The 14,646-nt window shown below is 69.3% G+C and carries 16 protein-coding genes; 11 read left to right on the top strand and 5 right to left on the bottom strand.

Translation table 11 applies throughout. The features are described from left to right. The first annotated feature begins 113 nt into the window (after positions 1-113). Genes OCL97_RS15205 through OCL97_RS15185 form a run of 5 tightly spaced genes read left to right on the top strand, consistent with a single transcriptional unit; the run spans position 114 to position 3,627 of the window. Complete coding sequence (locus OCL97_RS15205) at positions 114-692, top strand: YqaA family protein (protein WP_377370747.1); 579 nt, start codon at positions 114-116, stop codon at positions 690-692. A 28-nt stretch (positions 693-720) separates the two neighbouring features. Next, complete coding sequence (locus OCL97_RS15200) at positions 721-1,236, top strand: disulfide bond formation protein B (protein ID WP_377370746.1); 516 nt, start codon at positions 721-723, stop codon at positions 1,234-1,236. Further along, positions 1,233-1,796 carry a demethoxyubiquinone hydroxylase family protein gene (locus OCL97_RS15195; RefSeq protein WP_377370745.1) on the top strand — a complete coding sequence of 188 codons (564 nt, stop codon included), beginning with the start codon at positions 1,233-1,235 and terminating at the stop codon, positions 1,794-1,796. The genes OCL97_RS15200 and OCL97_RS15195 overlap by 4 nt, the downstream gene beginning before the upstream one ends. Further along, positions 1,793-2,437, top strand: a complete 645-nt coding sequence (locus tag OCL97_RS15190; RefSeq protein ID WP_377370744.1) for a GNAT family N-acetyltransferase — start codon at positions 1,793-1,795, stop codon at positions 2,435-2,437. Before OCL97_RS15195 ends, OCL97_RS15190 begins: the two co-directional genes overlap by 4 nt. Further along, complete coding sequence (locus tag OCL97_RS15185; RefSeq protein WP_377370743.1) at positions 2,434-3,627, top strand: MFS transporter; 1,194 nt, start codon at positions 2,434-2,436, stop codon at positions 3,625-3,627. The genes OCL97_RS15190 and OCL97_RS15185 overlap by 4 nt, the downstream gene beginning before the upstream one ends. On the opposite strand, the gene OCL97_RS15180 is transcribed toward OCL97_RS15185, so the two are convergent. After that, the gene (locus tag OCL97_RS15180; RefSeq protein ID WP_377370742.1) at positions 3,624-4,004 is read right to left on the bottom strand and encodes a hypothetical protein; all 381 of its coding nucleotides are present in this window, start codon (positions 4,002-4,004) and stop codon (positions 3,624-3,626) included. The genes OCL97_RS15185 and OCL97_RS15180 overlap by 4 nt on opposite strands. 84 nt (positions 4,005-4,088) lie before the next feature. On the opposite strand from OCL97_RS15180, the gene OCL97_RS15175 reads away from it, so the two are divergent. Next, positions 4,089-4,739 carry a 2-hydroxychromene-2-carboxylate isomerase gene (locus OCL97_RS15175; protein ID WP_377370741.1) on the top strand — a complete coding sequence of 217 codons (651 nt, stop codon included), beginning with the start codon at positions 4,089-4,091 and terminating at the stop codon, positions 4,737-4,739. Here OCL97_RS15175 and OCL97_RS15170 read toward each other — a convergent pair. Beyond that, positions 4,736-5,296: an HNH endonuclease gene (locus OCL97_RS15170; protein ID WP_304701741.1), complete on the bottom strand. Its 561-nt coding sequence runs from the start codon at positions 5,294-5,296 to the stop codon at positions 4,736-4,738. The two genes, OCL97_RS15175 and OCL97_RS15170, sit on opposite strands and share 4 nt — an antisense overlap. Before the next feature lie 784 nt (positions 5,297-6,080). Between OCL97_RS15170 and OCL97_RS15165 the strand changes: the two genes are divergently transcribed. From OCL97_RS15165 to OCL97_RS15155, 3 genes are read left to right on the top strand one after another with little or no spacing between them, the layout of a single operon-like run. Beyond that, on the top strand, positions 6,081-6,710 hold the full coding sequence (locus OCL97_RS15165) for a TetR/AcrR family transcriptional regulator (RefSeq protein ID WP_304701742.1): 630 nt from the start codon (positions 6,081-6,083) through the stop codon (positions 6,708-6,710). Between the two features lie 9 nt (positions 6,711-6,719). Further along, complete coding sequence (gluQRS, locus tag OCL97_RS15160) at positions 6,720-7,562, top strand: tRNA glutamyl-Q(34) synthetase GluQRS (RefSeq protein ID WP_377370740.1); 843 nt, start codon at positions 6,720-6,722, stop codon at positions 7,560-7,562. Then, positions 7,559-8,446, top strand: coding sequence for a DMT family transporter (locus OCL97_RS15155; protein ID WP_377370739.1), 888 nt, complete (start codon positions 7,559-7,561; stop codon positions 8,444-8,446). The genes gluQRS and OCL97_RS15155 overlap by 4 nt, the downstream gene beginning before the upstream one ends. On the opposite strand, the gene OCL97_RS15150 is transcribed toward OCL97_RS15155, so the two are convergent. Beyond that, the gene (locus tag OCL97_RS15150; RefSeq protein ID WP_377370738.1) at positions 8,443-9,855 is read right to left on the bottom strand and encodes a protein adenylyltransferase SelO; all 1,413 of its coding nucleotides are present in this window, start codon (positions 9,853-9,855) and stop codon (positions 8,443-8,445) included. The two genes, OCL97_RS15155 and OCL97_RS15150, sit on opposite strands and share 4 nt — an antisense overlap. 82 nt (positions 9,856-9,937) lie before the next feature. Here OCL97_RS15150 and nhaA point away from each other — a divergent pair, with 82 nt between their 5' ends. Continuing rightward, the gene (gene nhaA / locus OCL97_RS15145; RefSeq protein ID WP_377370737.1) at positions 9,938-11,125 is read left to right on the top strand and encodes a Na+/H+ antiporter NhaA; all 1,188 of its coding nucleotides are present in this window, start codon (positions 9,938-9,940) and stop codon (positions 11,123-11,125) included. Here nhaA and bioD read toward each other — a convergent pair. Together bioD and bioF are read right to left on the bottom strand one after the other, a co-directional pair. Beyond that, entirely contained in the window at positions 11,111-11,773 is a 663-nt protein-coding gene (bioD, locus tag OCL97_RS15140; protein WP_377370736.1) for a dethiobiotin synthase, read from the bottom strand. The two genes, nhaA and bioD, sit on opposite strands and share 15 nt — an antisense overlap. Further along, a complete protein-coding gene (bioF, locus tag OCL97_RS15135) occupies positions 11,770-12,921 on the bottom strand; it encodes an 8-amino-7-oxononanoate synthase (RefSeq protein ID WP_377370735.1) in 1,152 nt (383 codons plus the stop codon). Before bioF ends, bioD begins: the two co-directional genes overlap by 4 nt. Before the next feature lie 158 nt (positions 12,922-13,079). Between bioF and OCL97_RS15130 the strand changes: the two genes are divergently transcribed. After that, positions 13,080-14,639, top strand: a complete 1,560-nt coding sequence (locus OCL97_RS15130; RefSeq protein WP_377370734.1) for an ATP-binding protein — start codon at positions 13,080-13,082, stop codon at positions 14,637-14,639. Positions 14,640-14,646: the final 7 nt, after the last annotated feature.

Raw genomic sequence — 14,646 nt, 5'->3', positions numbered from 1 at the left:
GCACTCCTTCCCGGAGAGATAGTATCATATGAAACCACTTGCCTGAACCGCGCCCAGGAGACAAGGGCGTCTGGCGCTGATAGCAAACGAGTGAACAGCCTCCTCGGATCGCCATGCTTCGCAAAATGTACGACTGGGTCATGAACCTGGCCGGGTCGCGCCACGCGCCCGTCATGCTGTGCGGCGTCTCGTTCGCGGAAAGTTCGTTCTTCCCGATCCCGCCCGACGTGATGCTGGCCCCCATGGTCCTGGCGCGGCCGGAGCGGGCCTTTGTCTATGCCGGCCTCTGCACCCTGTCGTCGGTTCTGGGCGGGTGCCTGGGCTACTTCATCGGCTACCACCTGGGAGACCTCGGCCACTGGCTGCTGGCCCTGATGGGCCACCCCGAGGGCGACGCCGCCTTCAAGTCCTGGTTCGAGCAGTGGGGCCTGTGGGTGATCCTGATCAAGGGCCTGACGCCCATTCCCTACAAGCTGGTGACCATCGCCTCGGGCCTGGCCGAGTTCTCCTTCTTTACCTTCGTCTGGGCCTCCGTGGTGACCCGCGGGGCGCGCTTCTTCCTCACCGCCACCCTGCTGAAATACTTCGGCCCGGCGGTGCGCGAGGAGGTCGAAAAGCGCCTGACCCTGTACACCGTGATCGGCCTGACCGTTCTGGTCGGCGGCATTGTTGCGCTGAAAGTCTTGGGCTGAGCCGGGTTTTGCGCTCATATCGCGCGCCATGATGCAGCTCATCCGCGCCGTCCTCGACCGCTGGGCCTTCTTCGCCCTGGGCTCCGCCGCCCTGATGCTGGCGATCGCCCACGCCTTCGAGACCTTCGGCGGCTACGCGCCTTGCACGCTCTGCCTGCGGGCCCGGGAGGTCTACTGGGTGGCCGGGACGGTCGCCCTGGCCTGCATCCTGGCGGTGAAGCTGCCCAAGATCCTGCGTTGGCGCTGGCTGTTCTACGCCGCCCTGGCCCTGGTCTTCGCCGTCGGCGTGGCGGTCGCGGTCTATCACAGCGGCGCGGAGTGGAAGTGGTGGCCTGGCCCCTCCACCTGTGCGTCCACCGGCGGCGGCGTCAGCACCAAGGCCATGAGCGACCTCCTGGGCGGGGCGAAGATCCAGCCCCCGGCCTGCGACGAGGCGGCCTGGCGACTCCTGGGCCTCTCCATGGCCGGCTGGAACGCGCTGATTTCGCTGAAGCTCACCTTCTACAGCGCCTGGGCGGCGCTCCGCGAGCGGCCCCGGTCATGAGCGACAAACCCATTCCGCCGCGCCCCGGCCAGGGGGCCACCGCCGCGCGGCTCGCCGAGATCCTGCGGGTCGATCACGCGGGCGAGATGGCCGCGGTGCAGATCTATCGCGGCCAGCGCGCCGTGCTCGGCGGCTCCAAGGGCCATGAACGGATCGTCGGCCAACTGGCCGAGATGGAGGGCCACGAGGCCGTTCACCTGGCCCGCTTCGACACCCTGCTCACCGACCACGGGGTGCGCCCCACCGCCATGACCCCGGTCTGGCGGCTGGCCGCCTTCGCGCTCGGCGCCGGCACCGCGCTGCTGGGGGAGAAGGCGGCTCATGCCTGCACCGAGGCGGTGGAGGACGTGATCGAGCAGCACTATGCCAGCCAGGTGGCCGAGCTCAGCGATCGTGAACCGGCCCTGGCGGCCGAACTCTCGAAGTTCCGCGACGAGGAGCTGGCCCATCGCGATCACGCCGTGCAGGAAGGCGCCCGCGACGCCCTGGGCTATCCGATCCTGGCTGCGGTGATACGCGCCGGTTGCAAGGCCGCCATCAAGATCAGCGAGAAGCTATGACCGACGCGCAGATCGAAGCCCTGCGCCGAGGCGCCGAGGCCCCCGTCCTGGCGGGCTCGGCCGACCTCGACGCCGTCGCCGACGATCTGAACGAGGCCTTCCGGACGGACCCGCAGTTCTGCTGGTTCCTTCGCGACGACGCGGGCCGCGAGGCCGCCCGCCTGCGCTTCATGAAGATGCTGGTGAAGGAGATCGCCCTCCCCACCGGCGAGGTGAGCCGCCCCCCCGGCGGCGGCGCGGTCTCCATCTGGATTTCCTCTCAGGCTCTGGGACCCAACAGCCTGATGCAGGAGCTGCGCATGTTCCCCACCATCCTGGGCGCGACGGGCCTTGGGCGGATCGATCGCCTCGCCGCCATGCGCAAGGCGATGGACGCGTTGCACCCCATGGACCGGCCTCACGCCTATCTGTGGTTCCTCGGGGTTCGGCCCGAGGCGCAGGGCCTGGGGGTCGGATCCCGGATGCTGAAGGCGGGCCTGGCAAAGGTCGACGCCCAGGGGCTGCCCGCCTATCTGGAATCCTCAAGCGAGGCCAACGTGCCTCTCTATCGTCGCCACGGCTTCGAGGTGATGCAGGAGTTCCGCGCCCGTCCCGACGCCCCGCCTGCCTGGGCGATGTGGCGCGAGCCCCAGGCGGTGTGACCGGTCCCGCCCGCACCCTGCTGCTGACCCGGGGAATCCGCGCCTTCGGGGACGGCTTCGTCGCGCTTCTGCTCCCCGTCTATCTGATCGGCCTGGGCTTCACCCCGCTGCAGGTGGGGATGCTCACCACCGCCACCCTGCTGGGTTCGGCGGCCCTGACCCTGGCGGTCGGCGCCGTGGCCCATCAGGTCAGTACGCGCCGCCTGCTGATCGCGGTCTCGGGTCTGATGTTCCTCACCGGCCTGGCCTTCGCGGGCCTTGGCGGCTTCTGGCCCCTGGTGATCGTGGGCTGCGTCGGCACCCTCAATCCCTCCGGCGGCGACGTCAGCCCTTTCCTGCCGCTGGAGCAGTCGATGCTGGCCCACAGCGCGCCGGACGCCGAGCGCACCAGCCTGTTCGCCCGCTACAGCCTGACCGGCTCGCTGATGGTGGCCGGCGGCGCCCTGGCCGTGGGCCTGGCCGAGCAGCTGGGCCATCACTTCGCCTGGACCAGCCTCGACATCGCGCGCGGCATGTTCGTGCTCTATGGCCTGCTGGGTCTGGTGGTGATGGTCCTCTACCGGGGCCTGCCGGCCGTGGAGAGCGACGCGGAGAAGGCGCGCACGCCGCTCGGCCCCTCCCGCAACCGCGTCTTCCTGCTGGCGGGCCTGTTCAGCATCGACAGCTTCGGCGGCGGCTTTCTGGTCCAGTCGCTGCTGGCCCTCTATCTCTTCCAGCACTACGGCCTGTCACTGACCACCGCCGCGACCCTGTTCTTCTGGATGGGGGTGCTGACCGCCTTCTCGCAGCTGGCCTCCGGACGACTGGCCAAGAAGATCGGCCTGGTGAACACTATGGTCTTCACCCACATTCCGGCCAATCTGTGCCTGATGCTGGTGGCCTTCGCGCCGAATCTGGCCGTCGCCATGGGCCTGCTGCTGGTGCGCTCCACCCTCTCGGCCATGGATGTGCCGGCTAGGTCGTCGTACGTCATGGCCATCGTCACGCCGCCCGAACGCGCCGCCGCGGCCAGCCTTACCAATGTGCCCCGCAGCCTGGCCTCGGCGCTCAGCCCCTCCATTGCCGGCCTGCTGCTGACGCTGAGTCCCTTCGCCTGGCCGCTGCTGATCGGCGGCGGCCTGAAGATCGGCTACGACCTGCTGTTGCTGCTGATGTTCCGGACCGTGAAGCCGCCGGAGGAGATGGACTAGCGCGTCCCGAGCGTCCGGCGGCCGATGGCGAACAGGGCCGCCAGCACGGCCTCCACCACGATCGGCATGACCATGTCGGGCGCCAGGCCCTCCATGCCGGCGGTGATCAGCCGGCCGGTCAGGGCCAGGCTGACCAGCGCCAGGGGCACGGTCACCAGGCGCCGGTCATTGCGCAGCGCCGCGGCCAGAGCGAAGGCGCCCATGCCGCCAAAGAACCCGCCGACATCGGCCCGCATCGTCGCCAGGCCCAGGCCGCCGATGGGCGAGAGGCCGAGGGTCGCGGCCGGCAGGGTGGGGTCGATCCACAGCCGCAGGGCGCCGAGCAGGGCGAGGACGCCGAGCGCGCCGATGAGCAGGCGGGGCAGGAGTCGGAGCATGTCAGGATTCCAGATCGCTTGATTGTGGCGCGATACATGCCACTATTTCACGACAGAGCGAAACCACGCGGGCGACAGAACCTCATGACCCTGACCTACGACCTCTACTGGTCCTTCCGCTCGCCCTACTCCTACATGATCATGCACCGGCTGACGGCGCTGGAGCGGGATTACGATGTCGCCTGCAATGTGCGGCCGGTCTATCCGCTGGCGGTGCGCACCCCGGAGTTCTTCGACACTCGCGACCCGCTCTGGTTCAGCTACTTCTTCGCTGACATCCACCGGGAGGCCGAGTTCCTGGGCCTGCCCTTCCGCTGGCCCCGGCCCGACCCGGTCTACATGGACATGACGACCCGGACCTATCCCAAGGATCAGCCGCACATCCACCGCCTGACCCAGATGGGGGCGCTGGCCGCTGAGCAGGGTCGAGGCCTCGCCTTCCTTGACGAGGTCAGCAAGACGATCTGGAGCGGGACAGTCGACGACTGGCACCTTGGCGACCACATCGCCCAGGCCACGGCGCGGGCCGGCCTGGATCCCGCCACCTTCGCCGCCACGGTTGACGCCGAGTCCGAGCGTCTCAACGCGGTGATTGAAGAGTCTCAGGTCGCCCAGCGCGCAGCGGGCCACTACGGCGTCCCGATGATCGCCCTCAATGGCGAACCCTTCTTCGGCCAGGACCGCTTCGATCAGTTCAAATGGCGACTGGAGCAGCAGGGTCTGAAGGCCCGCTAGGCCTCGAGCTCGATGTCCCAGTAGAGGTAGTCGAGCCAGCTCTGGTGCAGGTGGTGCGGCGGGAACTTGCGGCCGCGTTCCTGCAGTTCGTGGGCGCTGGGACGCCGCGCCTTGTGACGCGGGAACATGTGCGCCTCCTGCGGGGTGCGGCCGCCCTTGGTGAGGTTGCAGCGGGCGCAGGCGGTGACGATGTTTTCCCAGGTCGTGCGGCCGCCCCGGGAGCGGGGCACGACATGGTCGAAGGTCAGGTCCGCGCCCGAGTGGCAGTACTGGCAGGTGAAGGCGTCGCGCAGGAACAGGTTGAACCGCGTGAAGGCCGGCGGACGGTCCTGGGTGACGTACTGCTTCAGCGACACCACGCTGGGCAGCTTCATCGCGAAGGACGGGGAATGGATTTCCTGGTCGTAGGTGGAGACCACGTCGACTCGATCCAGGAAGACCGCCTTGATCACATCCTGCCAGGGCCAGAGCGACAGGGGATAGTAGCTGAGCGGCCTGAAATCCGCGTTCAGCACGAGGCACGGCCAACCGGACGGCGGGTGGGTGAGCACCTTCATCGCCGGTCATCCCGGTGCGCTACAGCGCCAGATGGGTACGCGTGGAAACTGAAGACGAAGCCCTCACTCTCAACCGCTCTATCGGCGAACCGGTTGGGGCCCTCAGGCCCCAGATTCCCGACGCGGGAGAATTATAGGAGAGATTCTGAGACATCGCCATGACGGCGAGGCGGCCGGCTGGACCCCGCTCGCGACCCTTGGGCTCAAGCGAGCGGGGCGGCGCCGGAGAGCACTCAGGCGCCGACGATGGCGGTGGCGCCGGCCAGCAGGAAGCTGAGGGCGGCGAAGGCGACGACGACGGTGGTGTCTACGAAGCGGGCGAAGGCGTGATCGGCGTGGATGAACATGAGGATGGTCCCTGGTCTGCCGGAGGCCCCCGGTCGGGTTGTTCATGTGAACAACGCTAAGATACCCTCCATCTGAACAATGTACAGATACATTTTACACTGTACGCTATGCGTTTATGCATGGCCTTTGCGGACGAATATGGCGCAAGAAAAAAGGGCCCCCGAAGGGGCCCTTGCGATCAGGGATCGACTTTGACTTCTAGGCGCCGGCCACTGCGGTGGCGGCGGCGACGGTGAGGCCCAGGACCAGGAGGATGGCGGGGGCGACGCGGTCGAAGAAGCGTTCGAAGTTTGCGAGAGACATGACACACACCTTGTAAGTTTGAACCCGCGGGGAGGCGGGGCGTTTGTTATTTGAACAATGCTAAGATAGCAGCGATCTGAACGCCGTCAAGATGATCTTTACGGCGTCCAGATATACTTTTACAGTGAGCCCGATGAGAGAAACTGCAGCCGCCGAGTCCCGGCCCTATCACCACGGCGATCTCAGCCGCGCCCTGATCGACGCGGCCCGCCGCCTGCTGGAATCCGAGGGCCCTTCGGCCCTGTCGCTCCGCGCTGTGGCGCGAGAGGCGGGTGTGAGCCCGGCCGCGCCCTATCACCACTTCAAGGACAAGGGCGAGTTGCTGGAGGCTGTGGCCGCCGAGGGCTGGGACCTGCTGAACGAGTCGCTGGCGGCGGCGCGGAAGTCGGCCAATTCGGTGAAGGACAAGCTGACCGCGCTGGGCGTCGCCTATGTGGTCTTCGCGCGCGAAAATCCCAGCCTTTATCGCATCATGTACGACGGCTCGCGCAACAAGGAGGAGTTGCCCTCCCACGTTCACCTGGAGGACGACAGCGCCTACTGCCAGGTGCGCGACACCTTGGTGGAGGCCGGCGCCGATCCCACCGATGAGATCGCCCTGGAACTCGCCACCACCGCGGCCTGGTGCGCCGCCCACGGCCTGGCTGAGATGGCCTCGTTCAAGCAGTTCGACACCCTGAAATTGGCCCTCGGCAGCGAAGAGGCCTTCCTGCGCGGCGTCTTCGACCACATGAGGATTTTCGCCGACGACCACGGGAAGTAGACAAGGGGCGTGACCGCGCCCTTCACCACCCGTTTCGCCCCCTCGCCCACCGGGCTGTTGCACCGTGGGCATGCCTTCTCGGCGCTCACCGCCCATGACGCGGCCCGCGCCGCCGGCGGCCGCTCCCTGCTGCGCATCGAGGACATCGACGCCACTCGCTGCCGGCCCGCCTTCGAAACCGCGATCTACGGGGACCTGGCCTGGCTGGGGCTCGAATGGGAGCAGCCGGTGCGCCGACAGTCGGAACACCTCACCGAATACCAGGCCGCCATCGAGCGACTCGCCGAGCGAGGCCTGCTCTATCGCTGTTTCCGCACCCGAAAGGAGATCGCTGAGGCCATCGCCTCGGCGCCTCATGGGACCATGGACACCTGGCGCGGCTCGCCCCTGCCCTCCGACCAGGAGGCGCGCAGACTGGCCGCCGGGGAAGCGTTCGCCTGGCGGCTGTCCCTGGACGCGGCCCTGGCGCAGGCCGGTCCGCTCACCTTCACCGAGGAGGGCTCCGGCCCGAATGGGGAAACCGGTCTCATCCCCGCGCGGCCTGAACTGGGCGGCGATGTGGTGCTGGCGCGGCGAGACGTCGGCGTCGCCTACCATTTGGCCGTCACCCTGGACGACGCCCTGCAAGGCGTGACCCATGTGATCCGCGGCGAGGACCTGTTCGAGGCGACCCACGTCCAGCGGCTGCTGCAGGCCTTGCTGGACCTGCCAACCCCGGTCTATCGCCACCACCGCCTGCTGACCGGTCCTGACGGCAAGCGCTACGCCAAGCGCGACCACGCCCAGACCCTGGCCGAGCTGAGGACGGCCGGCGTCACGCCGCAGCAGCTGCGCGCGGAGATGGGCCTGTGACCGACGCCCCCGAGGATCGCGGCAAGGCCCTGGCCATGCTGCTGCTGGGCGCCTGTGTGATCGGGGTTGGCCCGGTGCTGGTGCGGCTGTCGGAGACGGGGCCGGCGGCCGCGGGCTTCTGGCGGCTGGTCTTCGCCCTGCCCCTGCTGGCGGTGATGGCCCAGAAGGCTGGTGGCGGCATCGGCACGGCGCCCATGGCCGCCGTGCTGGCCGGCGTCGCCTTCGCGCTTGATCTCGGCTTCTGGCACTACGGCATCGCCTATACCTCCGTGGCCAAGGCGACCGTGCTGTCCAACCTCACCCCGGTCCTGGTGACGGCCTTCGCCTGGATCTTCCTGAAACAGCGGCCTCGCCGCCTGTTCCTGCTGGCCGTGGCTTTCGCGGTGGCGGGCGCCTGGACAATGGCCCTGACCAAGGGGGCGGGTTCGACGGGGGTCAATCCACCGCTGGGCGACGCCCTCTCGGCTGCGACCGCCGTCTGGTACTCGATCTATTTCCTGGTGGTCTCCAGCGCCCGACAGTCGATGTCGGCGACACGGATCATGTTCTGGTCCACCCTGGTCGGCGCGCCCCTGCTGCTGCTGGCCGCCTTGGGCCTGGGGGAGCAGATCATTCCCACCGGGTTGGGCGGCTGGGCGGCCTGCGCGGGCCTGGGCCTCATGCACGTGGCGGGGCAAGGCTCCATCGCCTGGGCCTTGGGGCGGCTGCCGGCGGCCACCGCCTCCGTCGTGGTGTTGATCCAGCCGGTGGTGGCCGCCGCCCTGGGCTGGATGCTGTTCAACGAGCTGCTGGGAACCTGGCCCGCCGTGGGGGCCGCTGTCGCCCTGGCCGGCGTGGTGCTGGCGCAATGGGCCAGCCGTCCGAAACCCGCCGAGCCCGCCTAGAGGTCCCAGGCTCCTCGGGCGGCCTCGATGCGGGCCAGCTTGGCGTGGAAGTCGGTCCAGTCGTCCTCGGCGGCGATGCGGTCCCAGATCGCTTCGATCTCGTCGATGAGCAGCTCCTCGGGTTCGGCCTTGGCGAAATAGGGATCGAGGAGGCGGCCCGGGCGCTCCGGCTCGGTCTCGGCGACGCGGCGTCGGAAGTCAGCGAAGGGCTGGCCGCCGTAGATGTCCCCCCGGGGGCTGGCCATGGCGCGGCCCACGTCGCCGCAGAACCAGTCGAAGAAAAAGGGCTCCCAGCGCAGCCGCTCGCCCCCGGCCGCGAGCGCCGTGAAGGCCGCGTTGACCAGACCGGCGTCCAGTTCGCGGCCCCGGCTCTTCAGGCCCAGACGCTTGAGCATCGCGCCCGCCAGGCCGCTACGATAGGCGTCGGCGAAGCCGTTCAGGGCGTCCACCAGGGGCTGCTGTTCGGCCACGATGGAGAGGCAGCCGCCGAGGTTCTGCAGGTTCCAGAACACCGCCTCCGGCTGGCGGCCGAAGCTGTAGAGTCCCTGCTGGTCGAAATAGGCGGCGACGAAGTTAGGGTCGTTGTGCGGCAGGAACCGGTAGGGTCCGTAGTCGAAGCTCTCTCCGGTGATGTTCATGTTGTCGGTGTTGAGCACCCCGTGGACGAAGCCCGCGGCCATCCAGGAGCCGGCCAGCGTCCCGGCCCGCTCCACCACCGCCGTCAGCAGGGCCGAGGGGCGGTCCGGCGCATTGTCCAGTTCCGGGTAGTAGGTCTCGATCACGTAGTCGACGAGGCGGACGATCTCCTGGGGCTGCTCCAGGAAGGCCTGCCGCTGGAAGGTTCCGAAGCGGATGTGGCTGTGGGACAGCCGGGTGAGCACCGCCGAACGAGTCGGGCTGGGCTCGTCACCCCGCTCCAGGGCCTCGCCGGTCTCGATCAGGGAGAAGGACTTCGAGGTGGGGACGCCCAGGGCCTCCAGCATGGCGGTGGCCAGCACCTCGCGCATGCCGCCCTTCAGGGTCAGGCGCCCGTCGCCCCCGCGCGACCAGGGCGTGGTCCCAGACCCCTTGGTCCCGAGGTCCAGCAGACGGTCGCTCCCGACCTCCCGCAGCTGCGCAAAGGTGAAGCCGCGGCCGTCGCCGAGGTCGGGGTTGTAAACCCGGAATTGGTGGCCGTGATAGCGCTGCGCCAGCGGCGTCTCGATGTTGCCCGGCAGGGGTTGGAAGCGTCCGAAGTGCGCGACCCACTCGGCGTCGGTCAGGGTGTCCAGGCCCACCGTGGCGGCGGCCCGATCATTGCGGAACCGCAGCAGGGTCTGGGGGAAATCGGCCGCCGCGACGGGATCGGCGAACTCGGGGCCGAGGCCGGGCAGGCGCGGATCTGGGCGGTAGGCGGGGGAGACGGGCATGGTCGCCAGATGGAGGTGAAAACCCTCCGGAGCAAGCGCGGCGATTATATTCGCACCTCCCGACCCATGCTACCGGTCGGCCATGGCGCGTCGCATCACCCTCGATTTCCTGAAGACCGAAGCCGCCTCGGGCATGATCCTGGCGGCGGCCGCGCTGGCGGCCATCCTGTTGGCCAACTCCCCGTGGTCGCAGCACTATTTCAGCTTCATCTCCCGCGAACTCACCATCCAGGTGGGCGCCTTCAATGAGACCCACTCGGTCACCGACTGGGTGAAGCAAGGCCTGATGGCCATCTTCTTTTTCGTCGTTGGCATGGAGATCAAGTTCGAGATCCTGCGCGGCGAGCTGTCCAATCCGCGGCGGCTGGCTCTGCCGGTTCTGGCGGCCATCGGCGGGATGGCGGCGCCGGCGGCCGTCTATCTGCTGCTGAACATGGGCCCCGGCGGGGCGCCGCAGGGCTGGCCCACGGCGACGGCCACCGACATCGCCTTCGCGCTGGCGGCCCTGGCCATCGTGGGCCGCCAGCTGCCGCCGTCGCTGCGGGTGTTCCTGCTGACCCTGGCCATCGCCGACGACCTGGCGGCCGTGGTGCTGATCGCCCTGCTGTTCACGGCCAAGGTCAACCTGCTGGCCCTGGGCGGGGCGGCCTCCACCCTGGCTTTGATGTTCCTGCTGGGGCGCTGGAAGACCGCGCCCTACTTCTTCTATGCCTGCTGCTTCGCCCTGATCTGGGCCTTCACCCTCAAGAGCGGGGTCAACACCTCGCTGGCCGGGGTCGCCGCCGCCATGGCCGTGCCCATCGAGCCACGGCGGGCCGGCCAGGCCGGGGTGCTGCACTACTTCATGGAGAGCCTGCACGGCTACGTGGCCTTCCTGATCCTGCCGCTGTTCGCCTTCACCGCAGCGGGGTTCTCGTTCAGCGGCCTGTCCCTGAAGGAGCTGTTCAGTCCGGTCGCCCTGGGGGTCGCGCTGGGGCTGTTCCTGGGCAAGCAGCTGGGGGTGTTCGGGGCCGCGGCCCTGGCCATGGGGCTGAAGCTGGCCCGGCGGCCGACCGGGGCCAAGTGGATCGAGCTCTATGGGGTGGCGGTGCTGTGCGGGGTGGGCTTCACCATGAGCCTGTTCATCGGGGCCCTGGCCTTCAGCCCGAGTGACGTGGCCGGCCAGACCGAGGTGCGGATCGGGGTGATCGTGGGGACCTTGATGTCCACCGCGCTCGGCATGGGGGTGCTGGCCTGGTCCCAGGCGCGGCGGAACCTAGAGCAGGGCTGAGGCCCAGGACTCGTCGTCGCGGGGGGCGGCAAGGACCGGGACGTCGCCGGCGAACCGGGCGATGGCGGCGACGGTCTGGGGGAAGTCGGGGGCGCCCGGATCGGCGCTCTGGCTGACGACAACCCCAAGCACCGCAAGGCCCCGCGCGCGCAGGACCTCCAGGGCCGTCAGGGTGTGGCTGACCCCGCCGAGGTAGGAGCCGCCCACCAGGACCGTCGGCAGGCCGAGCGCCAGCTGCAGGTCCAGGCCGGTGGCGTCCTCGGCCAGGGGGCTCATCACCCCGCCGGCGCCCTCCACCAGCAGCAGGTCGGCGGTCTGGGCCGCCAGCACCGGGCGGCAGACGGCCAGGAGGTCGTCCAGGGTCAGGGTCACCCCCTCCAGCCGGGCGGCCATGGGGGGCGAAAGCGCGGCCTCGAAGCGCAGGGGGGACATGGCCTCCAGGGCTTCGGCCGTCAGGTCCCGGCCCAGGGCCGCGAGGAGCCGACCGGGATCGGACGTGTCGGTGGCCACGGATGGAAGATAACCCGTTACGACGGGCTTCAAGGCCGCCACGGTCAGGCCCCGGGCGCGGGCGGCCTTCAGCAAGGCGCTGGCGGCCCAGGTTTTTCCGACGTCGGTGTGGGCGCCGGCGATGAAAACGGCCCTCATGGGACCAGGCCGACTATGGCCGACATCAGACCGTCAATGTCCCGCGCGGTGTGGCCGGCGGTGAAGGCCAGGCGCAGGCGGGCGGTTCCGGCGGGTACGGTGGGGGGGCGGATGGCGACGGCCAGGAAGCCTGCGGATTCAAGGACTTGCGCCACGGCCAGCGCGCGGTCGGCCTCGCCGATCATGATGGGGACGACGGCGGATGTAGCTTCCGGCAGGTTGAGCGCGCGGGTGAAGCGCCGCGCGTTGGCGAGCGGCCCGGCCACCAGGTCCGGGTCGTCGGCGATCACGTCGAGGGCGGCGAGCGCCGCGGCGGCGTTCGCCGGCGGCAGGCCGGTCGTGTAGACGAAGGTCCGGGCTCGGGTCTTGATCAGGTCGATCACCGGGGCGCTGGCGCAGACATAGGCGCCGTAGCCGCCGAGCGCCTTGGAGAAGGTGCCCATGGAAAGGTCGATGTGGGCGGTGGGATAGACCGAGCCCGCGCCCGCGCCCCCCGGCCCCACCACGCCCAGGCCGTGGGCGTCGTCCACCAGCAGCCAGGCGTCATTTGCACGTGCAAGAGAGCTGACTGCATCGAGGGGCGCCAGGTCGCCGTCCATGGAGAAGACCCCGTCGGTGGCGATCAGGCAGCGGGCGGCCGCCCCCCGCTGGGCCGCCAGCTTCTGCGCCAGGTCGGCCATGTCGTTGTGCCGGAAGGCCAGCACGGTCGCGCCCGACAGCTGGGCGCCCGACCAGATGCAGGCGTGGGCCAGCTCGTCGGCCAGGATCAGGTCGCCGGGCCCCATGACGGTGGGAATGATGCCGGCGTTGGCCAGGTAGCCGGAGCCGAAGACACAGGCCGCCTGCTTGCCCTTCAGCGCCGCCAGCCGCGCCTCCAGCTCGCCGAACACCGGATGGTCGCCGGTCACCAGCCGCGAGGCGCCGGCGCCGGCGCCGTAGCGCTCGACCGCCGCCATGGCCGCGGCCTTCACCGCCGGGTGGTGGGACAGGTTCAGATAGTCGTTGCAGGAGAAGGACAGCAGGCGCCGACCGCCCCGCTCGACCCACAGGCCGTCGAGGCGGTCGGTGGGGACCAGCCGCCGCCGCAGGCTGCGGGTCTCCAGCTGATCGAGCTTCTCGGCGGCGAAGGCGGTGAGGCTGTCGGTCATCGGGCGCCGATATGCACCTGGCCGGGGATCGGGGGAAGACGGAACCCTGCGTCACACCACTCTCGATAGTGACACCGCAAGCGCCAAAATTTACTCATGGTTGACCCCTACCACCCCATATTGGGGGTGGTTCCGTAAGAGCCTGGAGTACCGCGTCCATGTCATCCGTCCCCGGGCCGTCCGATGACCTGTCGACCTTCTTCGACGTGTCGCTCGACATGCTGTGCATCCGCGACATGGCGGGCCGGTTCGTGCGGGTCAGCCCGTCCTGGACCACGGTGCTGGGCTGGACCGCCGAGGAGCTGGTGGGCCAGCCGTTGCTGCCGCTGATCCACCCCGACGATGTCCCGTCCACCGCCGACCTGATGAAGGCCATCCAGTCGGACGGCGAGATCGTCGGCTTCGTGAACCGCTATCGCCACCGCGACGGCCGCTATCGGCAGCTGGAATGGCGGGCGCGTCTCTCGGGGGACCAGGTGTTCGCCGTGGCGCGTGACGTCACCGACCGGATAGCCGCCGAAGCCGAGATGAAGGCCGCCCATGCCGCGGCGCAAGCCGCCAACCAGGCCAAGACCGATTTCCTGGCCAATATGAGCCACGAGATCCGCACGCCCCTGAACGGGGTGATCGGGGTGGTGGCGGCGCTCGCCCAGACCGAGCTCTCGCCCGCGCAGCGGGAGATGGTGGGCCTGATCGAGACCTCGGGCCTGACCCTGGAGCGGCTGGTCTCCGATATTCTCGACCTGTCGAAGATCGAGGCCGGGCGCCTGGAGATCGAGACCGCGCCCTTCCATCTCGCCGAAGCGCTGGAGGGCGTGCTGCACATCAACCGGCTGAAGGCGGAGGAAAAGGGCCTGGCCTTCGCCGCCGACGTCGACGATGCCGCGCACGGCGAATTCCTGGGGGACTCCGTCCGCCTGAAACAGGTGGTGGGCAACCTGCTCTCCAACGCCGTGAAGTTCACCGAGCAGGGCGGGGTGCGGCTGCGGGTCAGCCTGACCGAGGCCGGCGACGGCCCGGCCCATCTCACCGTGGAGATTCGCGACACCGGGGTCGGCTTCGATGCGGAGACGGGCGCCAACCTGTTCCAGCGGTTCAGCCAGGCCGACTCCACCATCACCCGGCGGTTCGGCGGCACGGGCCTTGGCCTGTCGATCTGCAAGGCCATCGTCGAGATGATGGGGGGCGAGATCTCCGCCAGCTCCGAGCCGGGTCGCGGCAGCCTGTTCCGCGCCACCTTCCCCCTGCCCCGGGTGCGGACGGCCGACCCTGACGCCCGTCCCGCCGATGACGCCTCCGGGGCGCCGCTGACCCGGGTCGACGCCCTGCGGGTGCTGCTGGCCGAGGACCACCCCATCAACCAGAAGGTCGTGCAGCTGATCCTCGCGCCCCTGGGGGCGGAGATCACCGTCACCGAGGACGGCGCCCAGGCCCTGGCCGCGTTCCGGACGAGCCTCTTCGACCTGGTGCTGATGGACATGCAGATGCCGGTGATGGACGGCCTGACCGCCACCATGGCCCTACGCGACGAGGAACGGCGGCGCGGGGGGCCACGGACCCCGATCATCATGCTGAGCGCCAACGCCATGATCCAGCACCGCCGCGACGCCATGGCCGCCGGCGCCGACCATCACATCGCCAAGCCCATCACCGCCCACCTGCTGATGGACGGCATCGAGACGGTGCTCGAGCGGGTCGGGGCGGTGGCGGTGGGGTAGGGGGGAC

It is taken from the genome of Phenylobacterium ferrooxidans (genome assembly GCF_042714595.1).
Classification (GTDB): Bacteria; Pseudomonadota; Alphaproteobacteria; order Caulobacterales; family Caulobacteraceae; genus Phenylobacterium; species Phenylobacterium ferrooxidans.
This window is presented reverse-complemented; position numbering and strand designations above follow the sequence as displayed.

Bases quoted from the DNA above. Each gene is read 5' to 3' on its own strand.
- OCL97_RS15205 (WP_377370747.1), top strand. From the start codon at position 114: ATGCTTCGCAAAATGTACGACTGGGTCATGAACCTGGCCGGGTCGCGC.
- OCL97_RS15200 (WP_377370746.1), top strand. From the start codon at position 721: ATGATGCAGCTCATCCGCGCCGTCCTCGACCGCTGGGCCTTCTTCGCC.
- OCL97_RS15195 (WP_377370745.1), top strand. From the start codon at position 1,233: ATGAGCGACAAACCCATTCCGCCGCGCCCCGGCCAGGGGGCCACCGCC.
- OCL97_RS15190 (WP_377370744.1), top strand. From the start codon at position 1,793: ATGACCGACGCGCAGATCGAAGCCCTGCGCCGAGGCGCCGAGGCCCCC.
- OCL97_RS15180 (WP_377370742.1), bottom strand. From the start codon at position 4,004: ATGCTCCGACTCCTGCCCCGCCTGCTCATCGGCGCGCTCGGCGTCCTC.
- OCL97_RS15175 (WP_377370741.1), top strand. From the start codon at position 4,089: ATGACCCTGACCTACGACCTCTACTGGTCCTTCCGCTCGCCCTACTCC.
- OCL97_RS15170 (WP_304701741.1), bottom strand. From the start codon at position 5,296: ATGAAGGTGCTCACCCACCCGCCGTCCGGTTGGCCGTGCCTCGTGCTG.
- OCL97_RS15165 (WP_304701742.1), top strand. From the start codon at position 6,081: ATGAGAGAAACTGCAGCCGCCGAGTCCCGGCCCTATCACCACGGCGAT.
- OCL97_RS15150 (WP_377370738.1), bottom strand. From the start codon at position 9,855: ATGCCCGTCTCCCCCGCCTACCGCCCAGATCCGCGCCTGCCCGGCCTC.
- nhaA (WP_377370737.1), top strand. From the start codon at position 9,938: ATGGCGCGTCGCATCACCCTCGATTTCCTGAAGACCGAAGCCGCCTCG.
- bioD (WP_377370736.1), bottom strand. From the start codon at position 11,773: ATGAGGGCCGTTTTCATCGCCGGCGCCCACACCGACGTCGGAAAAACC.
- bioF (WP_377370735.1), bottom strand. From the start codon at position 12,921: ATGACCGACAGCCTCACCGCCTTCGCCGCCGAGAAGCTCGATCAGCTG.
- OCL97_RS15130 (WP_377370734.1), top strand. From the start codon at position 13,080: ATGTCATCCGTCCCCGGGCCGTCCGATGACCTGTCGACCTTCTTCGAC.